General features: G+C 46.3%; 24 protein-coding genes. 1 reads left to right on the top strand and 23 read right to left on the bottom strand.

The window, feature by feature from the left end; all coding sequences use genetic code 11:
• Positions 1–68: 68 nt before the first annotated feature.
• Positions 69–773, bottom strand: a complete 705-nt coding sequence (locus MYF79_RS05325) for a LuxR C-terminal-related transcriptional regulator (protein ID WP_247812881.1) — start codon at positions 771–773, stop codon at positions 69–71.
• A 341-nt stretch (positions 774–1,114) separates the two neighbouring features.
• Here MYF79_RS05325 and MYF79_RS05320 point away from each other — a divergent pair, with 341 nt between their 5' ends.
• On the top strand, positions 1,115–1,720 hold the full coding sequence (locus tag MYF79_RS05320; RefSeq protein ID WP_247812880.1) for a superoxide dismutase: 606 nt from the start codon (positions 1,115–1,117) through the stop codon (positions 1,718–1,720).
• Positions 1,721–1,819: 99 nt separating this feature from the next.
• On the opposite strand, the gene MYF79_RS05315 is transcribed toward MYF79_RS05320, so the two are convergent.
• The 22 genes from MYF79_RS05315 to MYF79_RS05210 all read right to left on the bottom strand — a co-directional run bounded on the left by MYF79_RS05315 (position 1,820) and on the right by MYF79_RS05210 (position 26,535).
• Positions 1,820–2,614, bottom strand: coding sequence for a DUF1080 domain-containing protein (locus MYF79_RS05315; protein WP_247812879.1), 795 nt, complete (start codon positions 2,612–2,614; stop codon positions 1,820–1,822).
• 10 nt (positions 2,615–2,624) lie between these two features.
• Complete coding sequence (locus MYF79_RS05310) at positions 2,625–4,013, bottom strand: Gfo/Idh/MocA family protein (protein WP_247812878.1); 1,389 nt, start codon at positions 4,011–4,013, stop codon at positions 2,625–2,627.
• Positions 4,014–4,110: 97 nt separating this feature from the next.
• Entirely contained in the window at positions 4,111–4,917 is an 807-nt protein-coding gene (locus MYF79_RS05305; RefSeq protein ID WP_247812877.1) for an endonuclease/exonuclease/phosphatase family protein, read from the bottom strand.
• A gap of 20 nt (positions 4,918–4,937) precedes the next feature.
• A complete protein-coding gene (locus tag MYF79_RS05300; RefSeq protein ID WP_247812876.1) occupies positions 4,938–6,614 on the bottom strand; it encodes a RagB/SusD family nutrient uptake outer membrane protein in 1,677 nt (558 codons plus the stop codon).
• Between the two features lie 8 nt (positions 6,615–6,622).
• Positions 6,623–10,105 carry a SusC/RagA family TonB-linked outer membrane protein gene (locus tag MYF79_RS05295; protein WP_247812875.1) on the bottom strand — a complete coding sequence of 1,161 codons (3,483 nt, stop codon included), beginning with the start codon at positions 10,103–10,105 and terminating at the stop codon, positions 6,623–6,625.
• Between the two features lie 11 nt (positions 10,106–10,116).
• On the bottom strand, positions 10,117–11,163 hold the full coding sequence (locus MYF79_RS05290) for a FecR family protein (RefSeq protein ID WP_247812874.1): 1,047 nt from the start codon (positions 11,161–11,163) through the stop codon (positions 10,117–10,119).
• A 75-nt stretch (positions 11,164–11,238) separates the two neighbouring features.
• Positions 11,239–11,895 carry an RNA polymerase sigma factor gene (locus MYF79_RS05285; RefSeq protein ID WP_247812873.1) on the bottom strand — a complete coding sequence of 219 codons (657 nt, stop codon included), beginning with the start codon at positions 11,893–11,895 and terminating at the stop codon, positions 11,239–11,241.
• Between the two features lie 178 nt (positions 11,896–12,073).
• Positions 12,074–13,744, bottom strand: a complete 1,671-nt coding sequence (locus tag MYF79_RS05280) for a S41 family peptidase (protein ID WP_247812872.1) — start codon at positions 13,742–13,744, stop codon at positions 12,074–12,076.
• Between the two features lie 225 nt (positions 13,745–13,969).
• The gene (gene yidD / locus MYF79_RS05275) at positions 13,970–14,197 is read right to left on the bottom strand and encodes a membrane protein insertion efficiency factor YidD (protein ID WP_199654667.1); all 228 of its coding nucleotides are present in this window, start codon (positions 14,195–14,197) and stop codon (positions 13,970–13,972) included.
• Positions 14,197–14,535, bottom strand: a complete 339-nt coding sequence (locus MYF79_RS05270) for a ribonuclease P protein component (protein ID WP_247815079.1) — start codon at positions 14,533–14,535, stop codon at positions 14,197–14,199. The genes yidD and MYF79_RS05270 overlap by 1 nt, the downstream gene beginning before the upstream one ends.
• Before the next feature lie 158 nt (positions 14,536–14,693).
• Positions 14,694–14,849, bottom strand: a complete 156-nt coding sequence (gene rpmH, locus MYF79_RS05265) for a 50S ribosomal protein L34 (protein ID WP_012788729.1) — start codon at positions 14,847–14,849, stop codon at positions 14,694–14,696.
• Between the two features lie 179 nt (positions 14,850–15,028).
• Entirely contained in the window at positions 15,029–15,538 is a 510-nt protein-coding gene (locus tag MYF79_RS05260; protein ID WP_199654666.1) for an OmpH family outer membrane protein, read from the bottom strand.
• A 64-nt stretch (positions 15,539–15,602) separates the two neighbouring features.
• Positions 15,603–16,133, bottom strand: a complete 531-nt coding sequence (locus MYF79_RS05255) for an OmpH family outer membrane protein (protein WP_199654665.1) — start codon at positions 16,131–16,133, stop codon at positions 15,603–15,605.
• 196 nt (positions 16,134–16,329) lie between these two features.
• Complete coding sequence (locus tag MYF79_RS05250) at positions 16,330–19,071, bottom strand: outer membrane protein assembly factor (RefSeq protein WP_247812871.1); 2,742 nt, start codon at positions 19,069–19,071, stop codon at positions 16,330–16,332.
• Positions 19,052–19,813, bottom strand: coding sequence for an isoprenyl transferase (locus tag MYF79_RS05245; RefSeq protein ID WP_199654663.1), 762 nt, complete (start codon positions 19,811–19,813; stop codon positions 19,052–19,054). The genes MYF79_RS05250 and MYF79_RS05245 overlap by 20 nt, the downstream gene beginning before the upstream one ends.
• Before the next feature lie 230 nt (positions 19,814–20,043).
• Positions 20,044–20,910, bottom strand: a complete 867-nt coding sequence (locus MYF79_RS05240; protein WP_247812870.1) for a DUF6089 family protein — start codon at positions 20,908–20,910, stop codon at positions 20,044–20,046.
• A gap of 129 nt (positions 20,911–21,039) precedes the next feature.
• Positions 21,040–21,927 carry an NAD kinase gene (locus MYF79_RS05235; protein WP_247812869.1) on the bottom strand — a complete coding sequence of 296 codons (888 nt, stop codon included), beginning with the start codon at positions 21,925–21,927 and terminating at the stop codon, positions 21,040–21,042.
• Positions 21,928–21,962: 35 nt separating this feature from the next.
• Complete coding sequence (locus MYF79_RS05230) at positions 21,963–23,381, bottom strand: BamA/TamA family outer membrane protein (protein ID WP_247812868.1); 1,419 nt, start codon at positions 23,379–23,381, stop codon at positions 21,963–21,965.
• A gap of 342 nt (positions 23,382–23,723) precedes the next feature.
• Complete coding sequence (locus MYF79_RS05225; protein WP_199654659.1) at positions 23,724–24,386, bottom strand: CBS domain-containing protein; 663 nt, start codon at positions 24,384–24,386, stop codon at positions 23,724–23,726.
• 241 nt (positions 24,387–24,627) lie between these two features.
• Entirely contained in the window at positions 24,628–25,395 is a 768-nt protein-coding gene (locus tag MYF79_RS05220; RefSeq protein WP_247812867.1) for an alpha/beta fold hydrolase, read from the bottom strand.
• 71 nt (positions 25,396–25,466) lie between these two features.
• A complete protein-coding gene (locus tag MYF79_RS05215; protein WP_247812866.1) occupies positions 25,467–26,009 on the bottom strand; it encodes a CvpA family protein in 543 nt (180 codons plus the stop codon).
• A 73-nt stretch (positions 26,010–26,082) separates the two neighbouring features.
• Positions 26,083–26,535 carry a GatB/YqeY domain-containing protein gene (locus MYF79_RS05210; protein WP_199654656.1) on the bottom strand — a complete coding sequence of 151 codons (453 nt, stop codon included), beginning with the start codon at positions 26,533–26,535 and terminating at the stop codon, positions 26,083–26,085.
• Positions 26,536–26,550 lie beyond the last annotated feature (15 nt).

Raw genomic sequence — 26,550 nt, 5'->3', positions numbered from 1 at the left:
TTGTTTTGGCTTCAAATACCCAAGCTTGGGTATTTTTGTACTGCCTTTTCCTGATAATATTATATAAATTACTGATAACCAACCTTTCTTGCCAGGGCTATCAGTTCAGTAGTGTTACGCACCTTCAGCTTGATCCTTATATTCTTCCGGTGGGTTTCGATGGTATACCGGCTCAGGTTCAGTGTCGCAGCTATCTCTTTATTATTCAATCCTTTAACGCTCAGTTTCAGGATCTCTTTCTCCCGGGGCGTCAGTTTACTGATCAGGTCTTCGTGCTTACGCCGCATAACGTCCAGCATGGCCTCGGTCAGCTGGTCATTTGTATCCATGGCCATGGTCATATCCACAAAAGCACAGATCACCTCCTGCACATTTCCCTGTTCATCGCGGGTATATGGAATAGCAATCCCTGCCAGCCAGCACCAGTTGTCGGTACCCCGTCTACGAAATCTTAATACTCCCCCGAAAACATTTTTATTCTCTTTGAACGACTGTTGGGCTATCACAGCCAGTTCAAAATCATCCGGATGCATAATATCCTTAAAGAAATCCAATCCCATGCTGTTCATCTCCGCCATGGTATATCCTGTTACATCTTCCATATAGCGGTTACACCAGTTGATCGTCTTTGTACTGTTCTGGTGCGTATAAAGCATGGCTGGTACATTGTTTAAAAGACCTTCCAGCGATTGGATCCGTGTCTTTAATAGTTCATTCTCCTTCTGTAAGGCGTTGAGGGAATAGTCATGGCCCATGTCCGAATCTGTCAACATACATTAAGTTTTATACAAACAATAGCTGAAACCAATAGGTCGAGAATGGCGTAAAATCCCACCTCCTATGCATCAGCGCAGGATTTGTATAGTATTGTAACTTTCACGTTTATACGAACAGGAATGTAATATGAAAACTTGTTACAACGCTTAACGTAAATATAAAATAAAAAAGCATATATCCAACACAATTGGTATGCGAATTGGGCGGAACTACCTAGTTCGTCCATGATATCTGCAACAGACGTAAAATGACACGTTTTGCTATTTCTGATATTAGGCAGTAAATTTGGAAACTCTTTTTGAGGTACATATTCATTAACGCAATAAAACATTAAGTTATGGCATTCACACTTCCGAGCTTACCGTACGCACACGACGCACTGGAACCGCATATCGATAAACTGACAATGGAAATTCACCACGGTAAGCATCATCAGGCTTATGTAGACAACCTGAACAAAGCAATTGCCGGTACTGAAAATGAAAATAAATCCCTGGAAGAACTGGTAGCGAGCGCAGGTAAAATAAGCCCTGCTGTAAGAAACAATGGTGGTGGTCACTGGAACCACAGCTTCTTCTGGAAAGTGATCGGCCCTAATGCTGGTGGTGAACCTACAGGTAAACTGGCTGATGCTATTAAGAGCACTTTTGGCTCTTTCGCTGAATTCCAGGAAAAGTTTGCGAATGCAGGTGCTACCCGTTTCGGTTCAGGCTGGGCCTGGCTGATCGTTAAGGATGGCAAACTGGAAATCACTTCTACTCCTAACCAGGACAATCCGCTGATGGATGTTGCTGAAGTAAAAGGTACACCTGTACTGGGTATCGACGTTTGGGAACATGCTTACTACCTGAAGTATCAGAACCGTCGTCCGGAATACCTGAAAGCTTTCTGGAATGTTGTAAACTGGGATGCAGTTGCTAAAAACTACGAAGCTGCTATCTAATTCAACAGCTTACTATAAAATTAAAGAGGCCGTATCATGCTTATGATACGGCCTCTTCGCATAGACTACTTACATAAGTAACCTTCAATACCTTTACGATTACAGCTGCTTGATCTTTACATTTTTGAACCACACTTCGCTGCCGTGATCCTGCAGATCAATATGGCCTTTCTTTGTTTCCCCATATTTCTTTGCATCTTTCCACTTTCCTTCTGCTTTCGCTTTCTTCCATTCAGGAGAACCGATCTGGTAGTCTGCGGTTTTCTGACCATTCAGCCAATGCTCTACATGTCCCTTGTTCACAACAATACGTGTATGATTCCATTCACCTATTGGTTTCGCCGCCTTTACCAATGGTGCGCCCATCGCATAGTTGGCACCGGTCTTCTGCCAATCTTCCAGTTTTTCAGGGAAGTTGTCATCATCTATCAACTGATATTCAGGACCACTCAGATAAGCTGCATCCTCATCTTCAGAAGCCAGATAAATGATACCGCTATTACCTTTCGGAGCTAATTTCCAGTCAGTCTGGAACTCGAAGTTTTCAAATGTATCATTCGTTGTCAGGTCTGCACGTTTATCACTCTTATCTTTCTCACTACCCAGGCAATGCAATTCTCCATTTTCCGCTACCCAGCTGTTGGATGGTTTCCCTTTATAGATATGCCATCCGTCCAGGTTCTGGCCATTAAAAAGGAGTACCCAGCCTTCAGACTTTTCTGCATCTGACAATACATTCTGCGCAGAATCTGTTACAGGTGCTGCAGTCGCCTGTGTGTTGCTATCTGCGGATACAGCCGTGGAATCTTTGCTGGCAGTGCTGCTTCCATTATTACATGCCATTACACTGATAGTCATCACTGACAATGCGGGAACAAATAATTTCTTCATCATGATTGCTTTTTTATTTGTTTATCAATTTAAGGGCCTTGGGATCCCATTGAATAATACGGTTCTGGAAATAACTGTCGTTGCACAATAATGCAGGCGCTGCTGCACGGTAGCCAAACAAGGCGTCTTCACTGACTTTACCGCCTGTACGCATAGCATTGAACAGGTTGTAAAAATGATCGAAGTGTGCGCCTTTATAGCCCTCTTCTGCTGTATACTCCATCTTTTCAGGAGGCAACATATCCTTGCGGTGGTAGACATACTGTTTGCCCGGGTCTGCATCCTTCTTACCCTGTGTTAATGGATCAGATGCATCTACATTGCTCCTGTTACGGTATAATGTCACCTTATCCCATTCCACTGTCATAGAGCCTTCACTGCCCACCATACGCAGATAGTTAGTACCACCGGTACCATCTACGAAATTCACGCGTAGTGAAAGATTAAATGCGGGATGCACTTCCGTTTCAGGATAGTCAAACATCCCCAGCATGATATCGGGTACTTCACGTCCGTCTTTCCAGTAACGTAAGCCTCCGGTGGCCATTACTTTCTCAGGACCGATAGAGCCGGTTACAAAGTGAAGGCTGGAAAACAGGTGTACAAACAGGTCGCCGGACACGCCTGTGCCATAGTCTCTGTAATTACGCCAGCGGAAGAAGCGTAAAGGGTCAAAATCCCGTTTGGGAGCATGTTCCAGGTAGGTGGTCCAGTCAACGGTTTTCGGTGAGGCATCTGCCGGGATAGGATATTGCCAGGCGCCAAATGGCGACATACGGGCCCAGAAGCCTTCTGCATAATTGAGCTTGCCAATGGCTCCTTCCTTTAACAGTTGCTTTGCTTTTTCATTTCCCAATGAGCTCATGCCCTGACTTCCCACCTGGTATACTACCTTGCCGTTCTTCTGCTGTGCTTCCACAACAGCAGGGCCTTCAGTGATGTCGTGCACCATGGGCTTCTCACAATAAACAGACTTGCCTTTATTCATTGCGGCCACAGAGATGTCCTTATGCCAGAAGTCGGGCGTAGCAATGATCACCGCATCCACATCCTTGCGTTCCAGGATCTCGCGGTAATCGCGCGTGGTAGCAATATCATTGCCCCATTTCTTCTTCGCATCTGCCAGCCGGCCATCGTACAGATCGCAGGCTGCAATGAGTTTAACGCCTGGTACGGTGATAGCCGTATTCGTATCTGCTGTGCCCATACCGCCCGCACCAATCAGCGCGATCTGTATCTGATCGTTGGCGCTGTACTTTTCGTTGGTACGGTACAGTGACTGAATATTACGCTGCCTGTCTGCAGCGGTGATGATGTTGGGCAACAAAGATGCGCCTACTACACTCTTGGCCAATTTGGTGATAAACCCCCGGCGCGAGTTGTTGTTAGAATTTTCAGGCATGTTCTTCATTTTTGTTTTACAATAACGTGTGTTGCTGTGTAAGAGGAGTATAATTTATAATTAAAAAGCGGGAAATCATAATTTTCCCGCTTTTCTCTTAAAATATCAGCGTGGCCAGTACGGGCAAATGGTCAGATGCATAACGCTCAGGGATCACCTTGTGCTGTACTACCCGAAATGCCGATGCAGGTTTATACATGATAAAATCAATAGCACTCCTGGGTGCTTCCACTGGTATCGTGAAGGGACACGTTTTGCAGGTACGGGTAAAGGTGCTGTCAAGTATACTGATCGCCTTACTCTCTTCTTTTGCATTCATATCTCCCGCCAGGATCACCGGCATTGCTGCCTGCCCCAGTATGTGTGAGATCTCCCTCGTTTGCAATATCCTGTTACTGTCGCTCTTTGTCACATCGAGATGAGTGCTGGCCATCATCAGCTGCCTGCCGTCAGCTAATGTGACGGTAACAGTACATAATGCGCGTGGTTCTGCTTCTACACCCGGAACGGATGGCAAAGCGTATACATGTGTTTCCTTCAACGGGTAGCGGGATAGTACAGCGATGCCATACTCCCCGCCATCGTAGGGAATGGCCTTCGCGAAGAAAGCGCGCATACCCGTTTTTGCAGCGAGCACGTCTGCTTCGTGTACATCCTTACCTGAACGCCCGGTATACACATCTACTTCCTGCAAGGCAACAAAATCAGGTTGTTGCTCATTGATCACACGCGCTATGGCATCCAGGTCTATCAATCCCGGGCGGGAAGGTGGATTGGCATGATGGATATTGTAACTTAATACCTTCAGTGTATCCGGTTGTTTCCCTGTATGCTTTGTCAGTTTCTGCTTTCCGCCGCATGCCGCAAGCATGAACGCAGTCATTGTAACTAATAAACGCTTCATTATTTAAATCATATTTGTCATTACTCCCATCCCGGATTCTGCCCCAGCGCGGGATTACGTTGCCATTGCGTCAATGGTACGGGCCAGAGATAATTCTTAGGATCAGCAAAACGACGATTGGTATTGATGATCATATATCCCCTGGCATCCACCGGTACGCTGGCTACATAAGGCTTCATGTAATCGGGTACAAAGTCCTTCTTCATACCTTTCACATCCTGTGCCAGCAGGTCTCCCTTTTTCCAGCGCAGCAGGTCGAAGTACCTTTGCCCTTCCAGTGCCAGCTCCACACGTCTCTCACGGCGAATTTCTTCACGCAGGTCCATTCCCCAGGCAGCCAGTTCGGAGATGATCATATGATGCATACCGACACGGTCTCTCAGCAGGTTGATACTGATGTCCAGGTCTTCCTGCGTCAGCTTCCCCTGCATTTCCCTGGCTTCTGCATAGTTCAGCAGCACTTCTGCGTAACGCATAATGTGGATATCATTAGGATCTTTATTGTAAGTACCTACTGCAGATACCTGTACATACTTGGTAAAATAATAGCCTGTTGCGGTTACACAACCTTTCTTGTCTGAATTGAATTTCGGAAGATTGTAAATATCTGAAGGACTTGCATCTGCATCACCATCATCCTTTCCTCCCCAGGTGGCGCCGGGCGCCAGGATGGTTTGCGTCATCCTCGGGTCCCTGTTCCGGAATACATCACCATATGCAGTCTGTGCGCTTTCATTATACAAAGGAGATTTTTCAACAGGCATACCGTCTGCACAGAGATAAGCATCCACAAGCGATCTCGTAGGATTGAAGCGGGATGTCTGATCGGGCACCTGCGCTTCACGGCTCATATTATGCATGGAGATATCGATGAGGTATAAACGAGCCAGCATCGTTTCCTTATTAGCCCCTGCGGCCAGCTTCCCCTTGTGTGTGAACAGTTCATTGTAACTCGTAGCGGGGTTGCCATTAGTGTACAGTTTATACACATTCAGGTCCATCACCGCTCTGGCTGCTGCTTCAGCTACGTCATATTTGCCATAGAACAATGCTACCCTCGACTTCCAGCCCAATGCCGCACCTTTTGTAATACGTCCTGCATCGGCAGCTCCATATGTAGCCGGCAGTTCTGCTGCGGCAGAGTCCAGCTGTTGCAATATGAAATCTACCACTTCTGCCCTTGGTGTACGCGGGCCGTAGACCTGTTCATCACCAATGCTCAGGGTGTTTGTTACCAGCGGTATGTCTCCAAAAAAGAAACTGAGATAGCTGTAGAGGAAGGCCCTCAGGAAACGTACTTCCCCTGCGTATTGCTTAAGGGTGCTTTCCTTAACACCCTGTGCCTTCTGATAATTTTCAAGGAAGTGATTACAACGGCGGATGCCCTTATACTGATTCACCCATTCTGAATTGAGCGTGCCCAGCGTAAAGTCAAAATTACCAGTGGAGATATTCAGGTAGTCACTCAGAGGAGGATAAATCGTGTTGTCTCCCATATTCTCCATATCGACCACATTCTTTCCTTTCAGATAATCGTAACAACCGTTCACTGCAAGTTTCAATTGCGCTTCCGTTTTCCAGAACTGCCCGCTGGTAATGGCATCGAGTGCCGGGCGATCCAGGAAATCTTTCGAACAGCCTGCAACGCAGCCTGTCACTATTATCAGGATACCGTATAAAATATGTTTACGACGCATGGCTTTTTTTATTTGAAGTTGACGTTTAAACCAAACACCACAGATTTCACCTGTGGATATTCACCACCATTGGTAGAGATGGTTTCAGGATCATAGGCATAAAAGAATTTAGTCTTCGTCAGCAGATTGTCTGCCGATACATAAGCCCTGATCCGCTGTATTCTTGCTTTACTGAACCATTGTGCTGGAAATGTATAGCCGAGCTGGATATTCTTCAGGCGCAGGTAGGCCGCATTTTGTAACCAGTAGTCAGACAGACGCCCGCTGTTGCGGGTATCCAGGAAAGTAAAGCGAGGATACCAGGCAGCTGTGTTTTCAGGCGTCCAGTGGTCCCTATGCACTTCCTGCGGATAAGAGCCATATGCCTGGAAAGTATGCATGCCTATCCCCGCTACATAGCCGTTCCCCTTGCCTACGCCCTGCAGGAAGAAGGAGAAATCTATATTCTTCCAGCCCAGGTTACCTCTCAGTGAGTAGGTATACCGCGGGAACGCATTACCGATCACTTCACGGTCTTTATCTGCCGTGATCTTATTGTCGCCGTTCAGATCCCTGTACCTGATATCACCAGGTCCTACCTTCCCCCTGTCTGCATCGAATATGGCGAATTTGGGCGTGAGCGCTCCGGTCACCGCATCTTTTGTAAAATCAGATTCCTGTGCCAGTCCATCTGTTCTGTATCCATAGAAAGCATCGATAGGATAACCCACCTGGCGGATCCTGTCGTCCAGTACGGGTGGCGCTCCTCCCAGGTTTTCCAGTTTGTTCCTTACATCAGATAGCTGTGCAACAAGACCGTACGTAAAATCTTTCACATGATCATTCCAGGATACACTCAGTTCCCATCCTTTATTGGATACGTTACCAGCATTCTGATCGGGTACTTCAAGGCCTAATACATCCGGCTGTGGTACTTTCAGCTGTATGTCCATAGTACGCTTGTTGAACCAGTCGGCGGTAACAGCGAGACGGTTGTTCAGGAAAGCCAGGTCAACACCTACGTTGAACATATTCACTTTTTCCCATTTTAAGAACGGATTGGCCAGGTTTGTCTGCGCTAATCCACGGGTCTGCGTATTACCAATAGGCATGGTAGATACACCTGTCAATACTTCCTGGTACGGATACCATTCTGAATAAGCAGTACCATCTGCACCATACTGGTTACCGAGATTACCGTAAGAGAGTCTCAGCTTGCCTTCATTCAGCCATTTGTTTCCTTTCAGAAACTCCTCCTGTGTAAAACGCCAGCCTGCTGAAGCTGAAGGGAAGGCGCCGTAACGCCTGCCGGCTGCATAACGGGAAGAGCCATCATAACGGAAGTTGAATTCCAGCAGGTACTTTTCTTTATAGTCATAATTCACACGGCCAAACCAGGAACGTAAAGCATATTGATATGCATCGCCTGTAGCGTTAGGATTGTCGGATCCGAGATTAAAGACCGGTACATCGTCGCTCACAAAGTTCTGTTTGCTTGCATAAAAAGATTCGTAACGGAAAGTCTCCTGTTGATAACCTCCCAATACTTTCACATGATGCTGATGAATACTGAAGTTATAATTGATCAACAGGGAAAGATTGTTCATACGGCTGGTATAATCTCTCATCTCCAGGCTGTTGCTGGTGGAGTTGGTATACCAGAACTCACCGCTGTCGGGGTAATAATAATCCAGCTTGCGGTTGAATGTACTGCGTTTCTGATTGATGATATTTGTACCGTATTGCCCTGTAACATCGAGGTGTGGAAGCAGGTGTAGTTTACCGGAAATATTTCCAGTCAGCTCCTGCGATTTGAAATTGTTAAACCCGCCATCCGTGGCCATCGCCACCGGATTACTGGAACCGCCACCATAGCCCCAGGTACCATTTTTGAATTTCACAGGATTCAGTGGAGACATGGTCAGCGCGCTATAGACTGGCCCGGAATTATAGTCCGTGCCACCGGCCGGCTGGTTCTGTGTACGATCTATATAACCGATATTAGCATCAATGTCGAGAATATCAAATAAGGAATAAGCATCCACTCTTGCACGGACATTGTTACGCAGGAACTTATATTGATCGCCTACCACCAATCCTTTCTGGTCCTGTCTTCCATAAGAAAGGTAATAAGACATATGCTGCGCGCCTCCATTAAGGCTGATGTTATGATCCTGCAAGGGTGCATGGTCTTTGATCAATGCTTCAGGCCAGTTAGTATTGGCAAAATAATCCGGATCAGTGCCATCCTTTGCTTTCTGAATATCAGCCTCAGTATAAGTCTCCGGCAAACCGACATTACGTTGCGCTTCGTTAAGCATTGACATATATTCTGCAGCACCTATCATCTTAGGTATGGCATATGGTCGTTGTAAACCATAGTAGCCATTGTAACTCACAGTTGGCGCCTGGTTAAGTTTGCCTTTTTTAGTGGTCACAAGTATCACACCGTTGGCGGCACGTGAACCGTAGATAGAGGCAGAAGCCGCATCTTTCAGTACAGATACGCTTTCAATATCTGCAGGGTTCAGGAAGTTGATATCACCCGGTACACCGTCTATCAGGATAAAAGGATTCGCATTGTTGGTTGTACCTACACCACGTACCCTGATGGTCGATTTTGGATCGCCGGGAAAGCCCGTGTTACTGACCACCGTCAATCCCGGCATCAGGCCCTGTAAGGCGGTAGACATGGACGTTAGCGGTCTGCCGGCCAGGTCCTTCTCTCCTATCATGCTTACCGCACCGGTCAGATTTACCTTCTTCTGTGTACCGAATCCCACTACCACCACCTGGTTCAACTGGCGGGTATCTTCGTTCAATACCACATCCACGGATTGTTCTCCGTCAACGATCACCTCTTTTTGAAAATAACCCACATAAGAGAATACCAGCACTGCGTCATTGCCCGGAACACTGATCTCAAAATGTCCGTTCACATCTGTAACGGTACCATTGCCTTTTCCTTTTACAGCTACACTTACACCGGGTAAAGGAACACCGCCGGCGCCTTTTACGGTACCGCTCACACGCATTACCTGTATGCGCTTCCAGTGCATGTTATTGATAGCGTCACTGCCGCTCCATACACTATTAAGCTGCATGGCGACATTGGATGCGTCTGCATTTGGCGCCTTTGTATTCCCCGGCTGTTCATCGCTGGAAATAGCAAACTGCCGTGGCGTGATCTGCTTCATTTCCAAGCCATAAGGTTTGATCAATGATAGCAGGATGCGTGCGAAAGATTTCTCGCGGAAAGTTTCCCTGCCCTTATTAATCTTCATCTCCAATAATTCTGATCTGCAGAGAAAGCTGACGCCATGCGTCTTCTCAATGTCCTGCAATATCTGTCTCAGTGTCTGCATTTGGCGCTGCCCGGACGTATAGCCGCTGATGTTATCAGCCCGCTGGCTAAATACCGCGAAGTCCTGTGCATCGGCAGGTCCTGCTATCAGGCACACACAGAATAAGGCACAGCTGCTCAGGGTCCTGAGAGGTAGATTTGTGAGCATTTCTGATTATTTTATTGGTTACTGGATTGTATGAAAAGTGTATCGCCCTTCTTCTCTATTTTCAGGTTTAGTGCAAATGATAACGTTTCCAGCAGAGAGACTTCGTCTTTCACGCTCAGGCTGCCCGATACCTGCTGTTTAGCGAGCCGGGCGCTGCTGATCTTCACATGATAGTTATAGGTATCTTCAATGTAATGACCTATATCCTGCAGGCTCACTTTCTCGAGGTGTTGTCTTTCCTCTTTCCAGACGGCATATAGTGATGGGTTTACCTTCTTTCTGATGATCTTATTGCTGGCGGCCCGGTATTGTACAAAATCGCCGGGGTTGAGAATGAGTGGTGTTTCCGGCAGCTCTTTGAAACGGAGTTTGATCTTACCGGTATTTAAGGTCACCGTTGTGGCAGCAGCACCTTCTCTTACATTGAAAGATGTACCCAATACATCAATAAGCAGGTTATTACTATGCACAACGAATTCATTTGCGGCACGCATACCTGTGGCTGAGGGCTTAATGTCAAAAAAGGCTTCCCCCTTCAACCAGATCTCACGGTTGGTCCCGGGTTTCCATTCAGCAGGGTATGAGAGTTCGGCGCCGGCATTCAGTCTGACCAATGAACTGTCGGGCAGCCATACCCTTCTTACGCCTGCTGCGTATCCTTTTACTACTGTCATTTTGGTAGCACCCGGTACGAAATACTTACCTGCCACTACGATACCGACCATAACAGCAGCCACAGCTGCCCACCACAACAGCTTTCTCACAGCACCTGTTTTTACCTGGGGGACAATTTGCCCCTCTGCAGCTTCTATCAACAACAGGTTACGCGACAGTGACGCTGTTATTGCACGCTGATCAGGAATGTGCGCTTTGAATTGCAGATTGTTGATGAAAGCACGCGCTTCCTCCACCTGCTGCAGCTTATGCGGGTGTGCCTGTAGCCATGCCTGCCACCATGCATCATTTACTGCATCAGGATATTTTACCCACTGCCGGAAGGCTGTGTCTTTAATAAAATCTTCTGTTGTAAAAAGTGTGTAGTCTGTAGGATGCTCCATTTTTGCCTGTTACAATTACAGGAGCAGGGGGATAGAGATTTTACCCCAGGGAGAGCACACTTTTTTTAAAAAAAGTTAAATATTGGGTACTGGCGGCGTTCCAAGTATAGCGATCGATAACTGCAGACTGCCTAAAGCGACCGCAAGCGTAGCCAGTGTCATCACAGCCGGTACCAGCGGCATTGCATGATAAGCATCGCGTAATACATCAATGGCGCGGGCCATTAGTTTATAAGTAGCTTTTACCGAGATCTGCAGGATGCCTGCAATCTCTTCATATTCCATGTTTTCATAAAAGCGGAAGAATATCGCTTCTCTTTGCCGTGGGGTAAGCCGCTCCATAGCATTCTTCAATGCCTGGAGCTGTTCGTGTTGTTCTTCTCTTGCGAGTTGTTGTTGCTCTGTAGATATTTCAAGTGCGAAAGGATATTGTTCCTCATTCAGCAGATCTTCCTGTTTACGTTGAGATAATAATCTCAACAGGCAGTGACGGAAAGAAACAAACAGGTAACTTCTGAATTCCCTGACAGCAGCCATTCGCTCACGGTTCATCCAGAAAAGCACAAAGATCTCCTGTATGCTGTCTTCGATGAGGACAACATTCTCTGTCAACTTGCATCCGTAGTTATATAAACGGGGATAGTACAGTTTATAGATATCCGCATAGGCCCCTTTATCTCCGGCTTTGCAAGCTTCCCACAAAGCAGGATCTATATATTGGCTTTCATACATCTAACATTCTTGACGGGAAGGCATAAAATTATTGATAATGACCTGCTTGTTATGTTATCATTCGATTAAAAAATAATGGCTCTTCTGTAGTATATATCCGTGGAAAAAACGAAACGTCTACAGACAGGTACATGGCGTTCCTGTCTATAGACTACTATATTAATTTAAAAAGATAATATTATTTCAGCAATTGCTGGTAACGTTCAGGTGCGTGCAATACGGCAATGGCTTCATTTACTTCATTATCGCTGGACAATGATTTTTCTATACGTCCGCGCTGCATGTAATACCGGTTCACGATCTCCTCTTCCAGCAGGCGTTTAACCTCTTGTTTATTTTTGAGCAGGTCCTGTTTCTTATCATGTTTCATTTTTACCTGCAGGGCCTCAAATTCCTTTGCTACGGCATCATAATACTTCTCTTTCCTGGCAGTGGCCTGGAAGCTTTCCAGTGCCTCTTCGCTACGTGTTTTATAGCTATAGTTCCGGCCATCGAGGTATTTAAGAAAGTCTGCAAAGTCATCCTCGCTGAGCGCAAAGTTAGTGGCCGGCGATACTTTCGGGTGACTATAATAATATTGGGTAGCGTAGTCGAAAATGTATTGTTTGCGCAGTAATGTGATGGCTACCTGGCTGAGCATGGTCGGCTCTACGGCATCATCCGGTTCAATACCGCCTCCGTCTTTCACCTTACGGCCGGATATGGTAGTAAATGAACGGCGAAGTGAGTCCGGCATCGATTCCACTTCCCCCTCACTGTTCCGGTGCGAGTAATCGATAGCCTGTATGCAACGGCCGCTGGGCGTATAGTATTTGGCAGTAGTTACCTTCAGTTTTGCATTATAAGGCAGCGGACGGGTAGTCTGCACCAATCCCTTACCAAATGAACGCTGACCGATAATAACGCCTCTGTCAAGGTCCTGGATGGCGCCTGCCACGATCTCTGACGCCGATGCAGAAGAGCGGTTAGTCAGTACCACCAGCGGGATGTGTGCATCCACAGCAGGTTCTTCTGTTTTATACTCTCTGTCCCAGCTTTTTACTTTTCCTTTGGTACTGACGATCAGTTTATTTTTATCCACGAAAATATTGGCTACAGATACGGCTTCGTCCAGCAGACCACCGGGATTGCCTCTCAGGTCGAGGATCAGCCCTTTCATGGCAGGATATTGTTTCTTTAGCTCCTCAAAAGCGCTCTGCACCAGTTGCCCGCTATTCTCTGTGAACTGGGTCATCCGGATATAACCGATATCACTACCTGTAATACCGGAAAAGCTTACAGCCCTTACATTTATTTCCTCCCTGATGATCTTTTTATTGCTTTCAGCGCCTGTAACGGGATGTTTGGTCACCATTGCCAGGGTGGAACCGGGGGCGCCTTTCAGTATACGGCTGATCTCTTCCTGGTCCATGCCTTTGGTCGGTTTACCGTCCAGGGACAGGATGATATCTCCCGGCTTTACGCCGGCTTTATCCATCGGGCTGCCTTCATACACGTCGGTGATGACGGTACGTTCACTATCGGTGTTGACAGACACCCCTACGCCTCCGTATTTACCGGTGGCCATAAATTTCAGCTCATCCAGGTTCTCTTCCGGAACAAAATCAGTATAAGGATCTGTTTCTTCCAACATAGCGTCAATGCCCTTATACATGAGTTTTTCGGGGGGCAGGTCATCCACATAGTAGGTATTCAGCTCCCGGAAAAAGGCGGCAAAAATGTCGAGGTTCTTGGCTATTTCGAAGTATTTGTCCTTCTCGTTATAATAAGCCATGATACTCATACTGCCAGCCACCAGCAGCACCAATACCAGCACTATTCTTCTTTTTCTGCGAAAAAATGCACGCATAGGTCATTCAGTTAGAGTGAGAATATTCTTCCGGTGTGAAATTTACTTAATCTATTACACATAAACTGTTAAACATTGGGATCTATCCTAATAAATGAAGCGTCTTCCTGGTGTCGCAGCGGCTATGGGGAACTTTTCCTGGCGGTAATGCCTGCCTTCGCTATCTATTGCCCATGGCGCCCTTTTCGGGCTGGCCACTATAGGTAGTTTATCCTCCCCGTTCACTCAGGGTACGGGATCGTGTCCGTGTCCGCCCCAGGGATGGCAGGACAAGATCCGTTTAATGGTCAGGTAGCCCCCTTTGATGAGCCCATATTTCTGCAGGGCTTCCACACCATATTGTGAGCAGGTGGGGGTATAGCGGCATTTAGCGCCCAGCAGCGGGGAAATACCCCATTGATAGATCCTGATAAGCCATATAAACGGGTAACCTAAATATTGAAAGACTCTCATTATTCCACTACCTCTTTTTCCAGTTTCTTTAAAATTACCGAAATTTTGTGGTGCAGGGTAGCATAGGGAGCTATTTTCTTATCGGTATAGATGAAGAAGAGGGCCAGCTGTTTGGAGTGTTGCTGTAGTACATCGTATAATCCCTGCTTTTGCAGGCGCCAGCATTCGCGTGTAAGACGTTTCACACGATTACGGTCCACCGCATGGGGGAAACGCCTGGTAGAGGCACTAAAACCGGCCTGTACGGGGTATTTATTCAAGGGCTGATCTACCGGCATATAAATTACCCGGTAGGGAAAAACAGAAAACGCTTTTCCTTCCCGAAAAAGCGTTTCAATGAGTTTTCTGCTTTTTAACCTTTCTTCCTTGTTAAAAGAATAAGTTTTTATGGCAAGTCTGATTTATCATCCCAATAGCGATACATTCTGTTCTATCAAGAACCAGCCTTAAACACTGCGAGCACAAATGCTATGCAGTTATGCAGTGGCTCTCTTTCTTATTTCAGCTTCCGCTCGTCAGAAACAGTTAATTTCTTACGTCCCTTAGCTCTGCGGGAAGCTAATACTTTACGGCCGTTAGCAGTTTCCATTCTCTTTCTGAAGCCATGAACGCTCTTTCTGCGTCTGTTATGCGGTTGAAAAGTACGTTTCATTTTAATATTTTGTTTTTACCTGTACTATACTAAACACTATCCCGGATTGCGGAATCCTGTTTTTTAAAACGGAAGGCAAAGGTAGGGAAAAATATCAAATAGTAAAGTGTTTTCTAAAAAAATCTGCCCCGGATGCACCGGGGCAGATCTGTTAAAGTTAATACCTTGGTATAATTCAATTATTTGATACCCAGTTTGGTCTTAACAGCCGGCGCCAGGTCATCGCTTGCCGGTGATACCAGCAATACGCCTGCTGAGCTGTCCAGTACGTAGCCATAACCTTTTTCTTTAGCTACATCTTCGATTGCCTTACGCGCTTTGTCGTAGATCGGCTTCAGGATCTCAGCACGTTTTGCTTCGATCTTCTGCTGTGCAGATTCCTGGTAGTCCTGGATGTTCTTCTGAGCAGTCTGGATCTCTTTTGTTTTGATCTCCTTCATGTTATCAGTCATTGTTGCTGCACTTTTATCGAATTCAGTCAGTTTCTTCTGGTATTCTTCAATCAGCCCTTTACCATCTTTATCCAGTTCCTCAGCAAACTGCTGCAGTGTTTTCTGTGCAGTCTGCGCTTCCGGCATAGCCTCTATCAGCGCTTGTGCGTTAATATGTCCAACCTTGGACTGAGCCATTGCATTTACGCTGAACAATCCTGAAACTGCCACGAAAGCAATAATTACATACTTCTTCATGATGTTGTCTGTGTTTAAAAAACTTTTAATACTAAAACTAAGGTTATAAAATGGTTTAAAAGATTTACTCGCCCGCTGTGCCCTTCTTTATTCCGAGGGAACGTAAAATGTCATCGCTCTTATCCAGTTTAGGGTCAGAGAAGATCACCGTAATACCTCCCGATTTATCCAGTACGAAATCATACATTCTCTGTGCAGCCAGCTTTTGTACCGCATTGTAGACCTTATCCTGAATCGGTTTTACAAGTTCCTCTCTCTTCTTGAAAAGATCTCCTTCATATCCGAACCGTTTCTTCTGCAGGTCCTTCGCCTCTTTTTCCTTGGCTACTATTTCTTCTTCGCGTTTATGCTTCAGCTCTTCTGTCAGCATCACCTGTTCCGCCTGGTAAGACTTGTACATCTTATCTACTTCCAGGAACTTGGCATCTATTTCTTTCTGCCATTGTTCTGCTACTGCATCCAGTTTGGTCTGGGCTTCCTTGTAGTCAGGTACATTGTCCAGAATGTATTTCGTATCTATGACACAGTAACGCTGTGCAAAAGCCGTGATTGTACTACAAAACAGAACGGCGGCAATGAGGGATATTTTTTTCATAATGTCTCGTTTTCAAAATACCTGCCAATTTGGAACCAATGTTCGAATTTGCAATATATAATTTAAAATTTATTCAAACACCATCCCCACCTACTACTTTATGTCCATATCTTAACACTTTTCATCCTCTTCTTAGGTATTGACTACCAATCAGTCATTCAACACGTTGCAGTAATGCCGGCTGAGCAGGCATCTATTATTCCGGTTCGAAGCCCAGCATGAAAGTGAACTTCGCAGCATCCTTCATACCACTGCCCGGCCTGATACGGTCGAAACCAATACCATAGTCAAATCCAAGCAGACCAAACATTGGCAGGTAGAAACGCATACCCAGACCCGCAGAACGGCGCAATCTGAACGGATTGTAGTCTTTTACATCCCTGTAACCGTTAGCTGCTTCGATGAACGCCAGACCGAAAATGGTAGAACTTGGGTTCAGGCTGAAAGGATAACGTAACTCCATAACATACTTGTTGAAAACAGTGAAGCCTTCGTAACCTGTTGGCTGGCCGCTTTCCTGGTTCTGCTTTGGATCGGATGTATAATATACCGGATAACCTCTCTGGGAGATGATATCACGGTCGTAGATAGCGAAGTTGCTCAGACCATCGCCACCCAGCTCAAAACGGCCGAATGGTGATAATGTTGTACGGCTGTTGTAGCGGCCGATATAACCGAATTTAGCTGCTACCTTCATTACAAACACCTTGTTGTCGCTTCCTTTCGGTCTGGTCAATGGTACATACCATTCTGCGTTGAAGCGGTATTTCTGGTACTCGATGAAGTTAAACTGTTCGCTGATAGCCTCCAGTTTGTAATCCCTTGAAGGATTGAACACAGAGTAAGGAGGTGTGAACTGTCCGGACAACATAAAGTTGGAACCACTGCTCGGATAGATCTGCTGGTTCACAGATGAACGCGCCAGTGTCAGCTTAATGTTGATGTTGTTGGAAGTACCACTGTTGAAACCTGGGATATTGAAGTAGTTATAGTTCTTCAGTTTGTACTGTTGATAGTTCAGCGAGTAGATCAGGGTGAAATAGTCATCCGGCCATTTCAGCTGTTTACCGAGGGACACGGATCCACCCAATACTTTAAAGTAAGCGCTGTTGGAAAGCGTACTACCATATATATATGCAGAGTAAGCATTCGGGTTCTGGTAGCTGCTGTAGAAGCTCACAGAGAACTGGTTACGCTTTTTACCGCCCAGCCATGGTTCTGTGAAGGAGAAGTTATAAGAGCGATATGCCTTACCGTTGGAAGACACACGAACAGATAATTTCTGACCATCACCACTTGGTAACGGATCCCATGTTTCTTTTCTGAAGATGTTACGCAGGGAGAAGTTGTTGAACGTTACACCCAGTGTACCGGTCAGACCGATATAACCACCCCAGCCGGCAGAGAGTTCCAGCTGGTCGTTTGCTTTTTCTTCAACGGTATAGTTGATATCCACGGTACCATCCTGGATATTCGGTACAGGATCCATACCGATCTTCTCAGGGTTGAAGAAACCGAGGTTCGCGATCTCCCTGTTGGAACGGATCAGGTCTGTACGACTGAATTTCTCACCTGGCAGGGTACGCAGCTCACGACGGATCACGTGTTCATTGGTCTTTTCGTTACCGGCGATGCGGACTTCTTTGATAGTTGCCTGCGGACCTTCGGAAATTCTGATCTCGTAGTCGATGGTATCGCCATGGATACCGATCTCCACAGGGTCAGCACGGAAGAAGAGGTAACCATAGTCCATATACATACCGCCGATGTCGCCGCCTTCGGAAGACAACAGACGTTTAGACAGCATCTCCTGGTTGTAAACATCTCCTTTCTTGATACCCAGTACACGCGTCAGCAGGGAGTCATTGTAGCGGGAGTTTCCTTTCCAGGTAATATTACCGAAGTAATATTTTTTACCCTCATTGATCTCCATGCTTACGTTCACACCACCATTACGGGAAGTGTAGGTAGTATCTCTTACCATCACCGCGTCGCGGTAACCCTGTGTATTATAATAAGCAATTACTTTCTCTTTATCTTCTGTATACTTTCCTTCATTGAATTTCGCAGAAGAGAACAGTTTAAAGCGGAAATAAGGATCTAACTGATCGAGTGTGCGGGACGGGTAAAGGAAACCAAAGGTCTTCCAGTAATTTTCCTGCAGCTCGGCTGAGTCACTCCATACCGGCTCGGAATCTGGGTAAAGCGTGAAGCGGGTACGTTCCTTCGTACCTTTCATCTTCTTCTTCACTTTTGAATCGGCGATATTGTTATTGCCTATGATGAAGATATCGTTCACTTTCGCTTTACCGCCTTTCACCACGGTTATCACCAGGTCGGCAGCATTCACCTGAGCGGTATCCACTCTCTCGTTGATAGTCACTACAGCATTGCGGAAACCTTTATCAGCGTAATGTTTGGAAATTATGCCGATGGCGTTCTGCTTCATACTTTCAGTTACAACAGAACCTTTACGCAGCGCAGCTTTTTTGATCAGTTCTTCTGTTTCAGATTTCTTAACGCCTCTGAAGACGAAGTTATTCAGACGGGGACGTTCCTGCAGGTCTATTTCCAGCCAGATCTTTCCGTCTTCTATTTTAGTAACATAAATGGCTACGTTAGCAAACAAACGCTGGCCCCAGAGAGCCTGTATAGCTTTTGCAAACTGGTCACCGCCGGGATAAACGATCTTGTCACCCACGTTCAGGCCAGACAGGGACACCAGCAACGATTTATCCAGGTATTGGGTACCAGTGATGGTGATATCAGCAATTTCATATGGCTGTGGTTGCGAATTTCCCAGTGGTAAACTTAATCCCGCCGCCGGTAGCTGGTCAGGAGCAGGAGCAACGGTGTCCTTGTTCTGAGCGGACACACGAATGCCGGCACTGCAACATAATACTATGGCCAGTAGGCTCTTAGGAAATAATTTCTTCATTCTGCTGTATTTGTTCGCTTGTTTTGCCAAAGCGCCTTTCTCTGTTCTGAAAATTTAGGATGGCTTCGTAAAGATGTTCTTTGCGGAAATCCGGCCAACGCGTGTCCGTGAAATAGAGTTCCGCATAGGCCAGCTGATATAATAAGAAATTACTGATCCTGCATTCTCCGCTGGTCCTGATCATTAATTCCGGATCCGGCAGTGCGGCAGTGCACAGATATCGCTGCCACATTTCAGGGGTTACTGCCTCCGGTGCAAGTTTGCCGTCTTTTACATCCTGGGCAATATTCTTTGCCGCATTCACTATTTCCCAGCGGGCACTGTAACTGAGCGCCATAACAAGATTCAGCCCGGTATTCTGGGCTGTCATGGTCATCGCCTCCTCCATCTCCGTTTTACAGTTGCCCGGCAGCATGTTCATGTCCCCGATCACATGCAGCCTGATATTATTCTTCATGAGGGTAGCTACCTCACGGCGAATGGTATTTACGAGCAATTCCATGATCCCGTTCACTTCGTAAACGGGCCGGTCCCAGTTTTCTGTAGAAAAAGCATATAAGGTAAGATACCCGATACCTAATTCAGCACAGGCCTCGGTAATATTACGGACACTTTCGACCCCCTCATGGTGTCCGAAAAGTCTGTCCTGGCCACGCTCTTTTGCCCACCGGCCATTTCCATCCATAATGATGGCAATATGTCGTGGTAACCGTTGCAAGTCTAATTTGTCCTTCAAACTCATGAGTATCTCCGGCGGATTATATATCGATACAGATTTTTAGTAAAGTTTGCAAAGATACAAAAATAGAATTATGCCTTTCCCGGCAAAGGGGGATGGGGGGTTTTAACGTAGTTTTAACAGCGAAATCCTTTACTGATCGCAGTTTGACGCCAAAAACCTGTTATAGAAAATTCACAAAATAGGCAAATTGCCCTTATTGAACTGCAAACAGGCTGTCCATGACTGCGAAACTAGAATTTACATCTGTAAGAGGTAAATAAAATGGCAAGAGTCAATTCTGCGGTAACAAACTGGTCCTTATCCCGGCTGTTGCCCCGCTGCCTGCCGGCTACCCCGATACGGTCGCCAGTGGCATAAGAACGGTCCTGCAACAGGTAAGCCACGGTGCTATGTCCCTGAGCATCAGGCGGAAAGACAGCGGACCCCGCATAGGTAGTGCTTACATCATCCAGGTAGTCTGTCTGTGTAAAGCGGTACAGGACTTCCAGGCCAAGGTTCACCTTGCGGGACAGATTATACTTAAAACCGCCTCCCAGCGTAAATGCATAAGAGACCAGGCTGTAAGGTTTTCTGTCCGGGTACATAGCGCTTCCCTGTCCTTCTGTACGCAGGGGTTGCAGGCGGTATTTCTGACCATTCAGATAAGCGTAAGGGTTAAAGTAGAAGAGAGACCCTCCGCCAGTGAAGTAAGGCGTAAAACGGTAATATTGAGAGCCGGGTTCAAACCGGAAAAAGTTGAAGTCACCCTGTACTCCCAGCTCGAACAGGTTGGTATTAAAACTCAGGTTCCTCCTTCGCTGAAAATCATTGTTGTTGTAAATATCGGAATACCCCAGCTGCATGAAACGGCCATGGACCCTCACGCCCACATAGTCGTTCATGTACTTCCGGTAGTAAATCCCAATAGAAGGCTTCGGAGCATTAAGTGCGCCTCTCGTATTGAGATCCCCAAAATAATGAGCCGCGCCTACTGAAAAACCCAGTTCCCCGGTGTATGTCAGCTCATTCTGCGCAAAGGCGGGCGTCAGGAACAGGGATATCACTGCTACGAGGCCGGACTTTAAGAAACACTTGAAAAAAAGGTAAGGTTTGCCCATAGATCGGTACTGCTTAACGCGACGATAATTCCTTAAACGCGATTATCCCTGCTTTTGGTATTAAATAAATCAAACAAATGTAATGAAAAAACTTAATGTGCTAATTAACAATAAACTGAGTAAATATGTTTATTTTAATCTATTCCTCGTATCGATCCCCCATAATAACTTATTCCTCAAAGTATGCAGAAAATTGCTGTCGTCCAGACGTAACAGGCTGATTGTGAAAGCTTCTTTCTTAATTGCCAGCTGTACAGTATTATCAATCGTCTCCATCCTGGAATCCAGGGTACACAGGAACTGGTCGCTACGGCCTTCCACTTCGAATGAGATCACATGATTGTCAGGCACAATGATCGGCCTTACATTGAGGTTGTGGGGCGCTACCGGCGTGATCACAAAACTGCCGGCGTCCGGGAATACCACCGGTCCGCCGCAACTGAGGGAGTACCCCGTGGAGCCGGTAGGCGTAGCTACTATCAGGCCGTCAGCCCAGTAAGTGTTCAGGAACTCCCCATTCAGGTAGGTATGGATCTTCACCATGTTGGAGGTATCCTTTTTGTGAATGGTAAAGTCGTTGAGCGCATAAGGCACCTCTCCGAAAAGCCCTACATTCGAGTCCAGGTGCAGCAATGCGCGTTTATCCACCACATAGGTACGTTGTTTCAATGCCTGTACTACGGCATTGATCGCGTCCTTTCCTATGCTGGCCAGAAATCCCAGCCTTCCGAAATTGATACCCAGTACCGGTACATTCGTATCGCGTACATAACATACGGTATCCAGCAGGGTACCATCCCCTCCCAGACTTACGAGAATGTCTGCCTGTCCGTGCAGGTCGTCTGCACAACAAAATGTAGCAGGTGATTTGCTGTACCGGATGTGTGGTTGCAGCGCTTCGCAGAAAGGTTGATAAATGACGGGCTCCATTTCCTCCCGCGCTAACTCGTCCAGCAACAACTGGATGATGGGCAGGTCTTCTGGTACAAATCCTCGGCTGTAAATAGCAATTTGCATAATCGTTCTTAATATCGCTGCAGCTAAAGCAGCTATTACATGTCCAGTTTAGTGTGTAAAAATAGCCCTTTTTGCCCTAACTGGTTTATACTGTACTCTACACGCAGACAGGAATCGTAAAAAGAAACAATATCCATCCCCACTCCCCCGGTATATAAAAACCGGTTGTTCAGCATGCCATGCCCGTATTGCCTGCTGTAAGAATAACCGGCATCCGAATACACCTTCAGCATCACACGGAAAGGTACGGAACTGAATTTGGCAGGGGCCAGGGGCAGATGTACCTTAAAATTCATGACCTCTCTTTTCATCGCAGACCTGACAATAAAAAAGCTGGTACCATCCACCACAAAATATTCCAGCCCCCGGAGATAATCTTCCTGGTATCCCATTGCTTTCTGGTCCAGGTAGGGCTGATCGACAGGCAGTTTAGCCTGTGTACGCAGGCCCAGCGAGCCGTATGTTTTGTAGAAAAGATGCCAGTAACGCGCTATCCTCAACCGCAATCTCACATGGTCTAGATCATCCAGCGGCCCTATGCCCATTTTTTCGGCTTCTGCCTGCAACAACACTCCTTTCAATGGATAGGTCCAGCTGTCGGCCTTTGTATAGCTCAATCTGTACATCAGGTTGAGGTATCTTACCCGCGTACGTCCGCTCCCGAGGTAAGCCGGATTCAGGATCGCAACGGAATCGCCTACTTTTTCTGCATTGAAGGTCAGGAACACCTGGTGCCGGGTATTGATCGCCTTCCGGTAACTGTAGCTAAAACCGGCGGTATATACCTGCCTCAGAAATTTATCCTGCCGGAAAAAGTGCTGTTTATTCTCCGTCGTACTATCATTGATTTCACGATTACGGCTATAGGAGAATACCAGCCCTACGCCATGCCTGAAAGCCTTGTCAATATAGGGCAGATCATAGTTCAGGGCCACCCGCTGGGTGTACCCCAGCTGGAATTCCGCCCTGACCTCGTCGTTGCGGCCGGTCAGGTTGTCCTGGAACAGGCGGACGCCCAGGTTCACCCTGTTCAGGCTACGCCGCTGTTCTACCCACCACTGGTTGAAATTCCTGTCTGCCAGCCTGAAAATAGGAATTGGAAACGTATACCATCGTTCCGAGACAGTGATCATAATATCCGCATAATCAGCCTGCCAGTTCATCACATTTACACTTACACTCAGAAAAAGTGAGGTATTGATCAGCTGTTTCCGTCTGAACTCCAGCTCTGTGGACAAATTCCTGAGGCGGATCGTATCTCCCGGCACCAGCCCGAATTCGCGCAGGATCACATTTGTACGGGTTCTCTTATTTCCCTGCACCGTCACCTGGCGGATCACCAGGTAAGCGCTGTCGAGCGATTTAGTGACCGTCACCGGCTCCTGCCCTATACAGGAGAGCGTTGTGCTAAGCGTAATGACGGCAAATATTAAACAATATCGGATAAGCTTCATTGAGAACAGCAGAAACAGTTGTCGGTTACAGGGAGTTAATGTAAAGGTAATATATGACAGCACAAAATCGGGACGATTATCATTAGCGCCCATACGCGTGTTTATAAAAAACGCCATTAACATAACACAATAGGACTCCGTCAGGAGTCCCCGTGTTTGTAGCGCGGGGTGCAACCCGGGGACGTCGAATACAACCCGGGATATTTCAAATGCATATCCGGGCAATTTATGTGCGTTCCATACCAATGGATATTTACAAGGAAATGCCGACGTCTATATATACCAATAAAAAAGCGAAACACATGCTATGTGTTTCGCTTTCTCATCTAACCTGGTCAATTATTACATACTGATATAATTCATCAACAGGTCGTAATTCTTTTTCAGCAGATCTTCCTCCTGCTCTTCAGTAATAGTATATTTAATAATATAATTGAAACGTTCAAAAGTAGCCACCAATCCCTGCAATTCCTGTCTGTTCGTCTTCAGCAGCACTTCAAATCTGCCGGACACAGGGTTGGTCATTGTATTTACGCTCAGCAGTGTTACGTCATTTGATTCTGCGATACGGGCTATTTCACTGAGGCTATAGTCACGCGGATCAAGATCCAGCACCAATATACCTCCATGTTCCTTTACACCGTTGTATTGCGCAAGAGCGGACAGCAGGCTGTCTTTCGTAACAACACCGATATATTCTTTTTCCTGGCTGATCACCGGCAATACGGCAAGTTTCATTTCATGGAAGAGACGTATTGCGTCAAAGAAATGCGCATTCTCTGCAATAGCCGGTTTAGGGCCGTTGTATTCCATATTCTCCAGCGCTATTTCCTGATCTTCCAGGTCAAGTATATCATCTTCCTCAACCAGCGCCAGGTATTTGTTTTCCAATACCAGCGGCAGTTGCGTAAGATGATATTCATTCATCAGGCGCAGTGCCCTAGATCCCGGATCCAGTGGATGCAGAATAGGAACAACCGTTGATATCAGATCTCTTGCCAGCATTGTGTATTACGCTATTATGATACAATAATAAGAAAAGAATCGCGAACAGTACCTTTACGCGAAAGATTTGTGATAAGCGGGTACACTGTTTATATATACGAAACGCCGGTTTGTTCGGGTTTGTTACATGAGAGACCGGGAATCTTTTTTCTTTCAATAGAAAGAGGCTGTCTCCATTGCAGAAACAGCCTCTCTAAAATCTTTATTCGCCAAGGTTTAGTATTATCGTTCTTCTGCGCTGTTACTGTTTTTTCAATTTATCAAGAAACGGATGCAGGATCTTGTTGAACTCTTCCGGCCGCTCCATCATTGGTGCATGGCCGCATTTGTCGATGAAATGCAGTTCTGAATTTGGTATGAGCTTTTTGAACTCTTCGCCAACCATTGGTGGCGTAACAGTATCGTTCAGTCCCCATACAAGGAGAGTAGGTATCTTGATATCACGCAGTTCTTCACCCAGGTTGTGCCGGATTGCAGATTTCGCCAGGGTGATGATCTTGATCACCTTAAGGCGGTTAGTGGTAATATCAAACACTTCATCTACCAGCTCTTTGGTAGCCATTGCCGGATCGTAGAAGGTCAGTTCTGTTTTCTTACGGATGTATTCGTAATCGCCACGCTTAGGATAGGTTTCCCCCATTCCATTTTCAAACAAGCCTGAACTACCTGTGAGTATCAATGATTTAACAGGTGCTTCGGGATGCTTCAGCAGGTATACAAGTCCCACGTGTCCTCCCAGGGAGTTACCCAGCAGGTGCACATTGGTGTATCCCATTGCTTCGATAAACCTGTGCACGTATTTTGCCAGCCCTGCCACAGACGTATCCAGTATATTCAGATCAAACAGAGGTAAAAGTGGAACCACCACTTTGTTATAGTGGCGGAAATAATCTATCAAACCACCGAAGTTGCTCATCGCACCGAATAGCCCATGCAACAGTACTAATGGCTCCCCCTCACCTTCCTCAATAAATTTAAACTTTCCCTGTGTTTTAATTTCGTAAACCATTGCCAAAGCTTGAAAGTCAATTTTGCGCTAAAATAATTCTTTTTATTAATTCAAATAATCTTTGAAGCGAGCTAAGTAGATTGTATTTCTTTCGCTGCGTTGTCAAAAAATGACTGTAGATTTTCAAACATATTTTTAAAGACAGGAACAATTTTGCCCCACAAATTCATAACTGCCGGCCCCAGAGGTTCTATGTAGGGATAGACTACCGACTGCATCTTGAGCTCCGGACTTAACCAGTACAGTTGATTGGCGATCCATAAAAGGATGCTGTATACAATGATAAAGATAGCACTATATAATATAATTCCACCTAATTTGTTTAACCAGCCCAACATTGCTGCTTCCACCATCTTCTGGATAAGGGTAGCCCCGAACCTGACGGCAAATACCACTCCTACAAAAAGTGCAATAAAGCTTAATACCGGTAACCAACGGGTATGGATGCCCCAATGCTCCTGTGCGTACAGGGCAGTCACTGTGGATAGTTTCAACGCGGCGGCGAGTCCAAGGGTGACTGCAATAAAGGAAAAAACGGCTACGATAAGCCCCCGGCTATATCCTTTATATATGGCTAATACCATCAGGATGGCGAAAACTATATCTATGCCCATGATTTCAATAGGATAAAAGGGAAATACCGGATAGCCGGCAGATGCAGGATCTGGTCAGTCATCCGGTATCAGATTATTTAGCCAACAGCTCTTTTACCAGTCCGGAAATAGCCTTACCATCGGCCTTGCCGGCCAGTTGTTTGGTGGCTACACCCATTACCTTACCCATATCGGCAGGTGAGCTGGCGCCTGTTGCAGCAATGATTTCAGTTATAGCAGCTCTCAATTCTGCCTCATCCATCTGTTTCGGCAGGTATTTTTCGATCACCACCAGTTCCTCTTCTTCTTTTACAGCGAGGTCTTCACGGTTCTGCTGACGGAATATCTCCAGGGAGTCTTTCCTTTGTTTTGCCAGCTTCTGGAGGAGTTTTATCTCATCGTCGCCGGTCAGTTCTGCTCCACCACCTTCTGCTGTCTTGGCCAGCAATACTGCAGCCTTGATTGCGCGCAGGGCACGCAGTTCGGCTTCATTCTTTGCCAGCATTGCAGCCTTGATTGCGGCGTTAACATTTAATTCTAATGACATATGTGGATGTTTTAA

The organism is Chitinophaga filiformis (assembly GCF_023100805.1).
GTDB lineage: Bacteria > Bacteroidota > Bacteroidia > Chitinophagales > Chitinophagaceae > Chitinophaga > Chitinophaga filiformis_B.
Note: the sequence above shows the minus strand (reverse complement) of the source record. Positions and strands in the feature narration are given on the sequence as shown.

Bases quoted from the DNA above. Each gene is read 5' to 3' on its own strand.
- MYF79_RS05325 (WP_247812881.1), bottom strand. From the start codon at position 773: ATGTTGACAGATTCGGACATGGGCCATGACTATTCCCTCAACGCCTTA.
- MYF79_RS05320 (WP_247812880.1), top strand. From the start codon at position 1,115: ATGGCATTCACACTTCCGAGCTTACCGTACGCACACGACGCACTGGAA.
- MYF79_RS05315 (WP_247812879.1), bottom strand. From the start codon at position 2,614: ATGATGAAGAAATTATTTGTTCCCGCATTGTCAGTGATGACTATCAGT.
- MYF79_RS05310 (WP_247812878.1), bottom strand. From the start codon at position 4,013: ATGCCTGAAAATTCTAACAACAACTCGCGCCGGGGGTTTATCACCAAA.
- MYF79_RS05305 (WP_247812877.1), bottom strand. From the start codon at position 4,917: ATGAAGCGTTTATTAGTTACAATGACTGCGTTCATGCTTGCGGCATGC.
- MYF79_RS05300 (WP_247812876.1), bottom strand. From the start codon at position 6,614: ATGCGTCGTAAACATATTTTATACGGTATCCTGATAATAGTGACAGGC.
- MYF79_RS05295 (WP_247812875.1), bottom strand. From the start codon at position 10,105: ATGCTCACAAATCTACCTCTCAGGACCCTGAGCAGCTGTGCCTTATTC.
- MYF79_RS05290 (WP_247812874.1), bottom strand. From the start codon at position 11,163: ATGGAGCATCCTACAGACTACACACTTTTTACAACAGAAGATTTTATT.
- MYF79_RS05285 (WP_247812873.1), bottom strand. From the start codon at position 11,895: ATGTATGAAAGCCAATATATAGATCCTGCTTTGTGGGAAGCTTGCAAA.
- MYF79_RS05280 (WP_247812872.1), bottom strand. From the start codon at position 13,744: ATGCGTGCATTTTTTCGCAGAAAAAGAAGAATAGTGCTGGTATTGGTG.
- yidD (WP_199654667.1), bottom strand. From the start codon at position 14,197: ATGAGAGTCTTTCAATATTTAGGTTACCCGTTTATATGGCTTATCAGG.
- rpmH (WP_012788729.1), bottom strand. From the start codon at position 14,849: ATGAAACGTACTTTTCAACCGCATAACAGACGCAGAAAGAGCGTTCAT.
- MYF79_RS05260 (WP_199654666.1), bottom strand. From the start codon at position 15,538: ATGAAGAAGTATGTAATTATTGCTTTCGTGGCAGTTTCAGGATTGTTC.
- MYF79_RS05255 (WP_199654665.1), bottom strand. From the start codon at position 16,133: ATGAAAAAAATATCCCTCATTGCCGCCGTTCTGTTTTGTAGTACAATC.
- MYF79_RS05250 (WP_247812871.1), bottom strand. From the start codon at position 19,071: ATGAAGAAATTATTTCCTAAGAGCCTACTGGCCATAGTATTATGTTGC.
- MYF79_RS05245 (WP_199654663.1), bottom strand. From the start codon at position 19,813: ATGAGTTTGAAGGACAAATTAGACTTGCAACGGTTACCACGACATATT.
- MYF79_RS05240 (WP_247812870.1), bottom strand. From the start codon at position 20,910: ATGGGCAAACCTTACCTTTTTTTCAAGTGTTTCTTAAAGTCCGGCCTC.
- MYF79_RS05235 (WP_247812869.1), bottom strand. From the start codon at position 21,927: ATGCAAATTGCTATTTACAGCCGAGGATTTGTACCAGAAGACCTGCCC.
- MYF79_RS05230 (WP_247812868.1), bottom strand. From the start codon at position 23,381: ATGAAGCTTATCCGATATTGTTTAATATTTGCCGTCATTACGCTTAGC.
- MYF79_RS05225 (WP_199654659.1), bottom strand. From the start codon at position 24,386: ATGCTGGCAAGAGATCTGATATCAACGGTTGTTCCTATTCTGCATCCA.
- MYF79_RS05220 (WP_247812867.1), bottom strand. From the start codon at position 25,395: ATGGTTTACGAAATTAAAACACAGGGAAAGTTTAAATTTATTGAGGAA.
- MYF79_RS05215 (WP_247812866.1), bottom strand. From the start codon at position 26,009: ATGGGCATAGATATAGTTTTCGCCATCCTGATGGTATTAGCCATATAT.
- MYF79_RS05210 (WP_199654656.1), bottom strand. From the start codon at position 26,535: ATGTCATTAGAATTAAATGTTAACGCCGCAATCAAGGCTGCAATGCTG.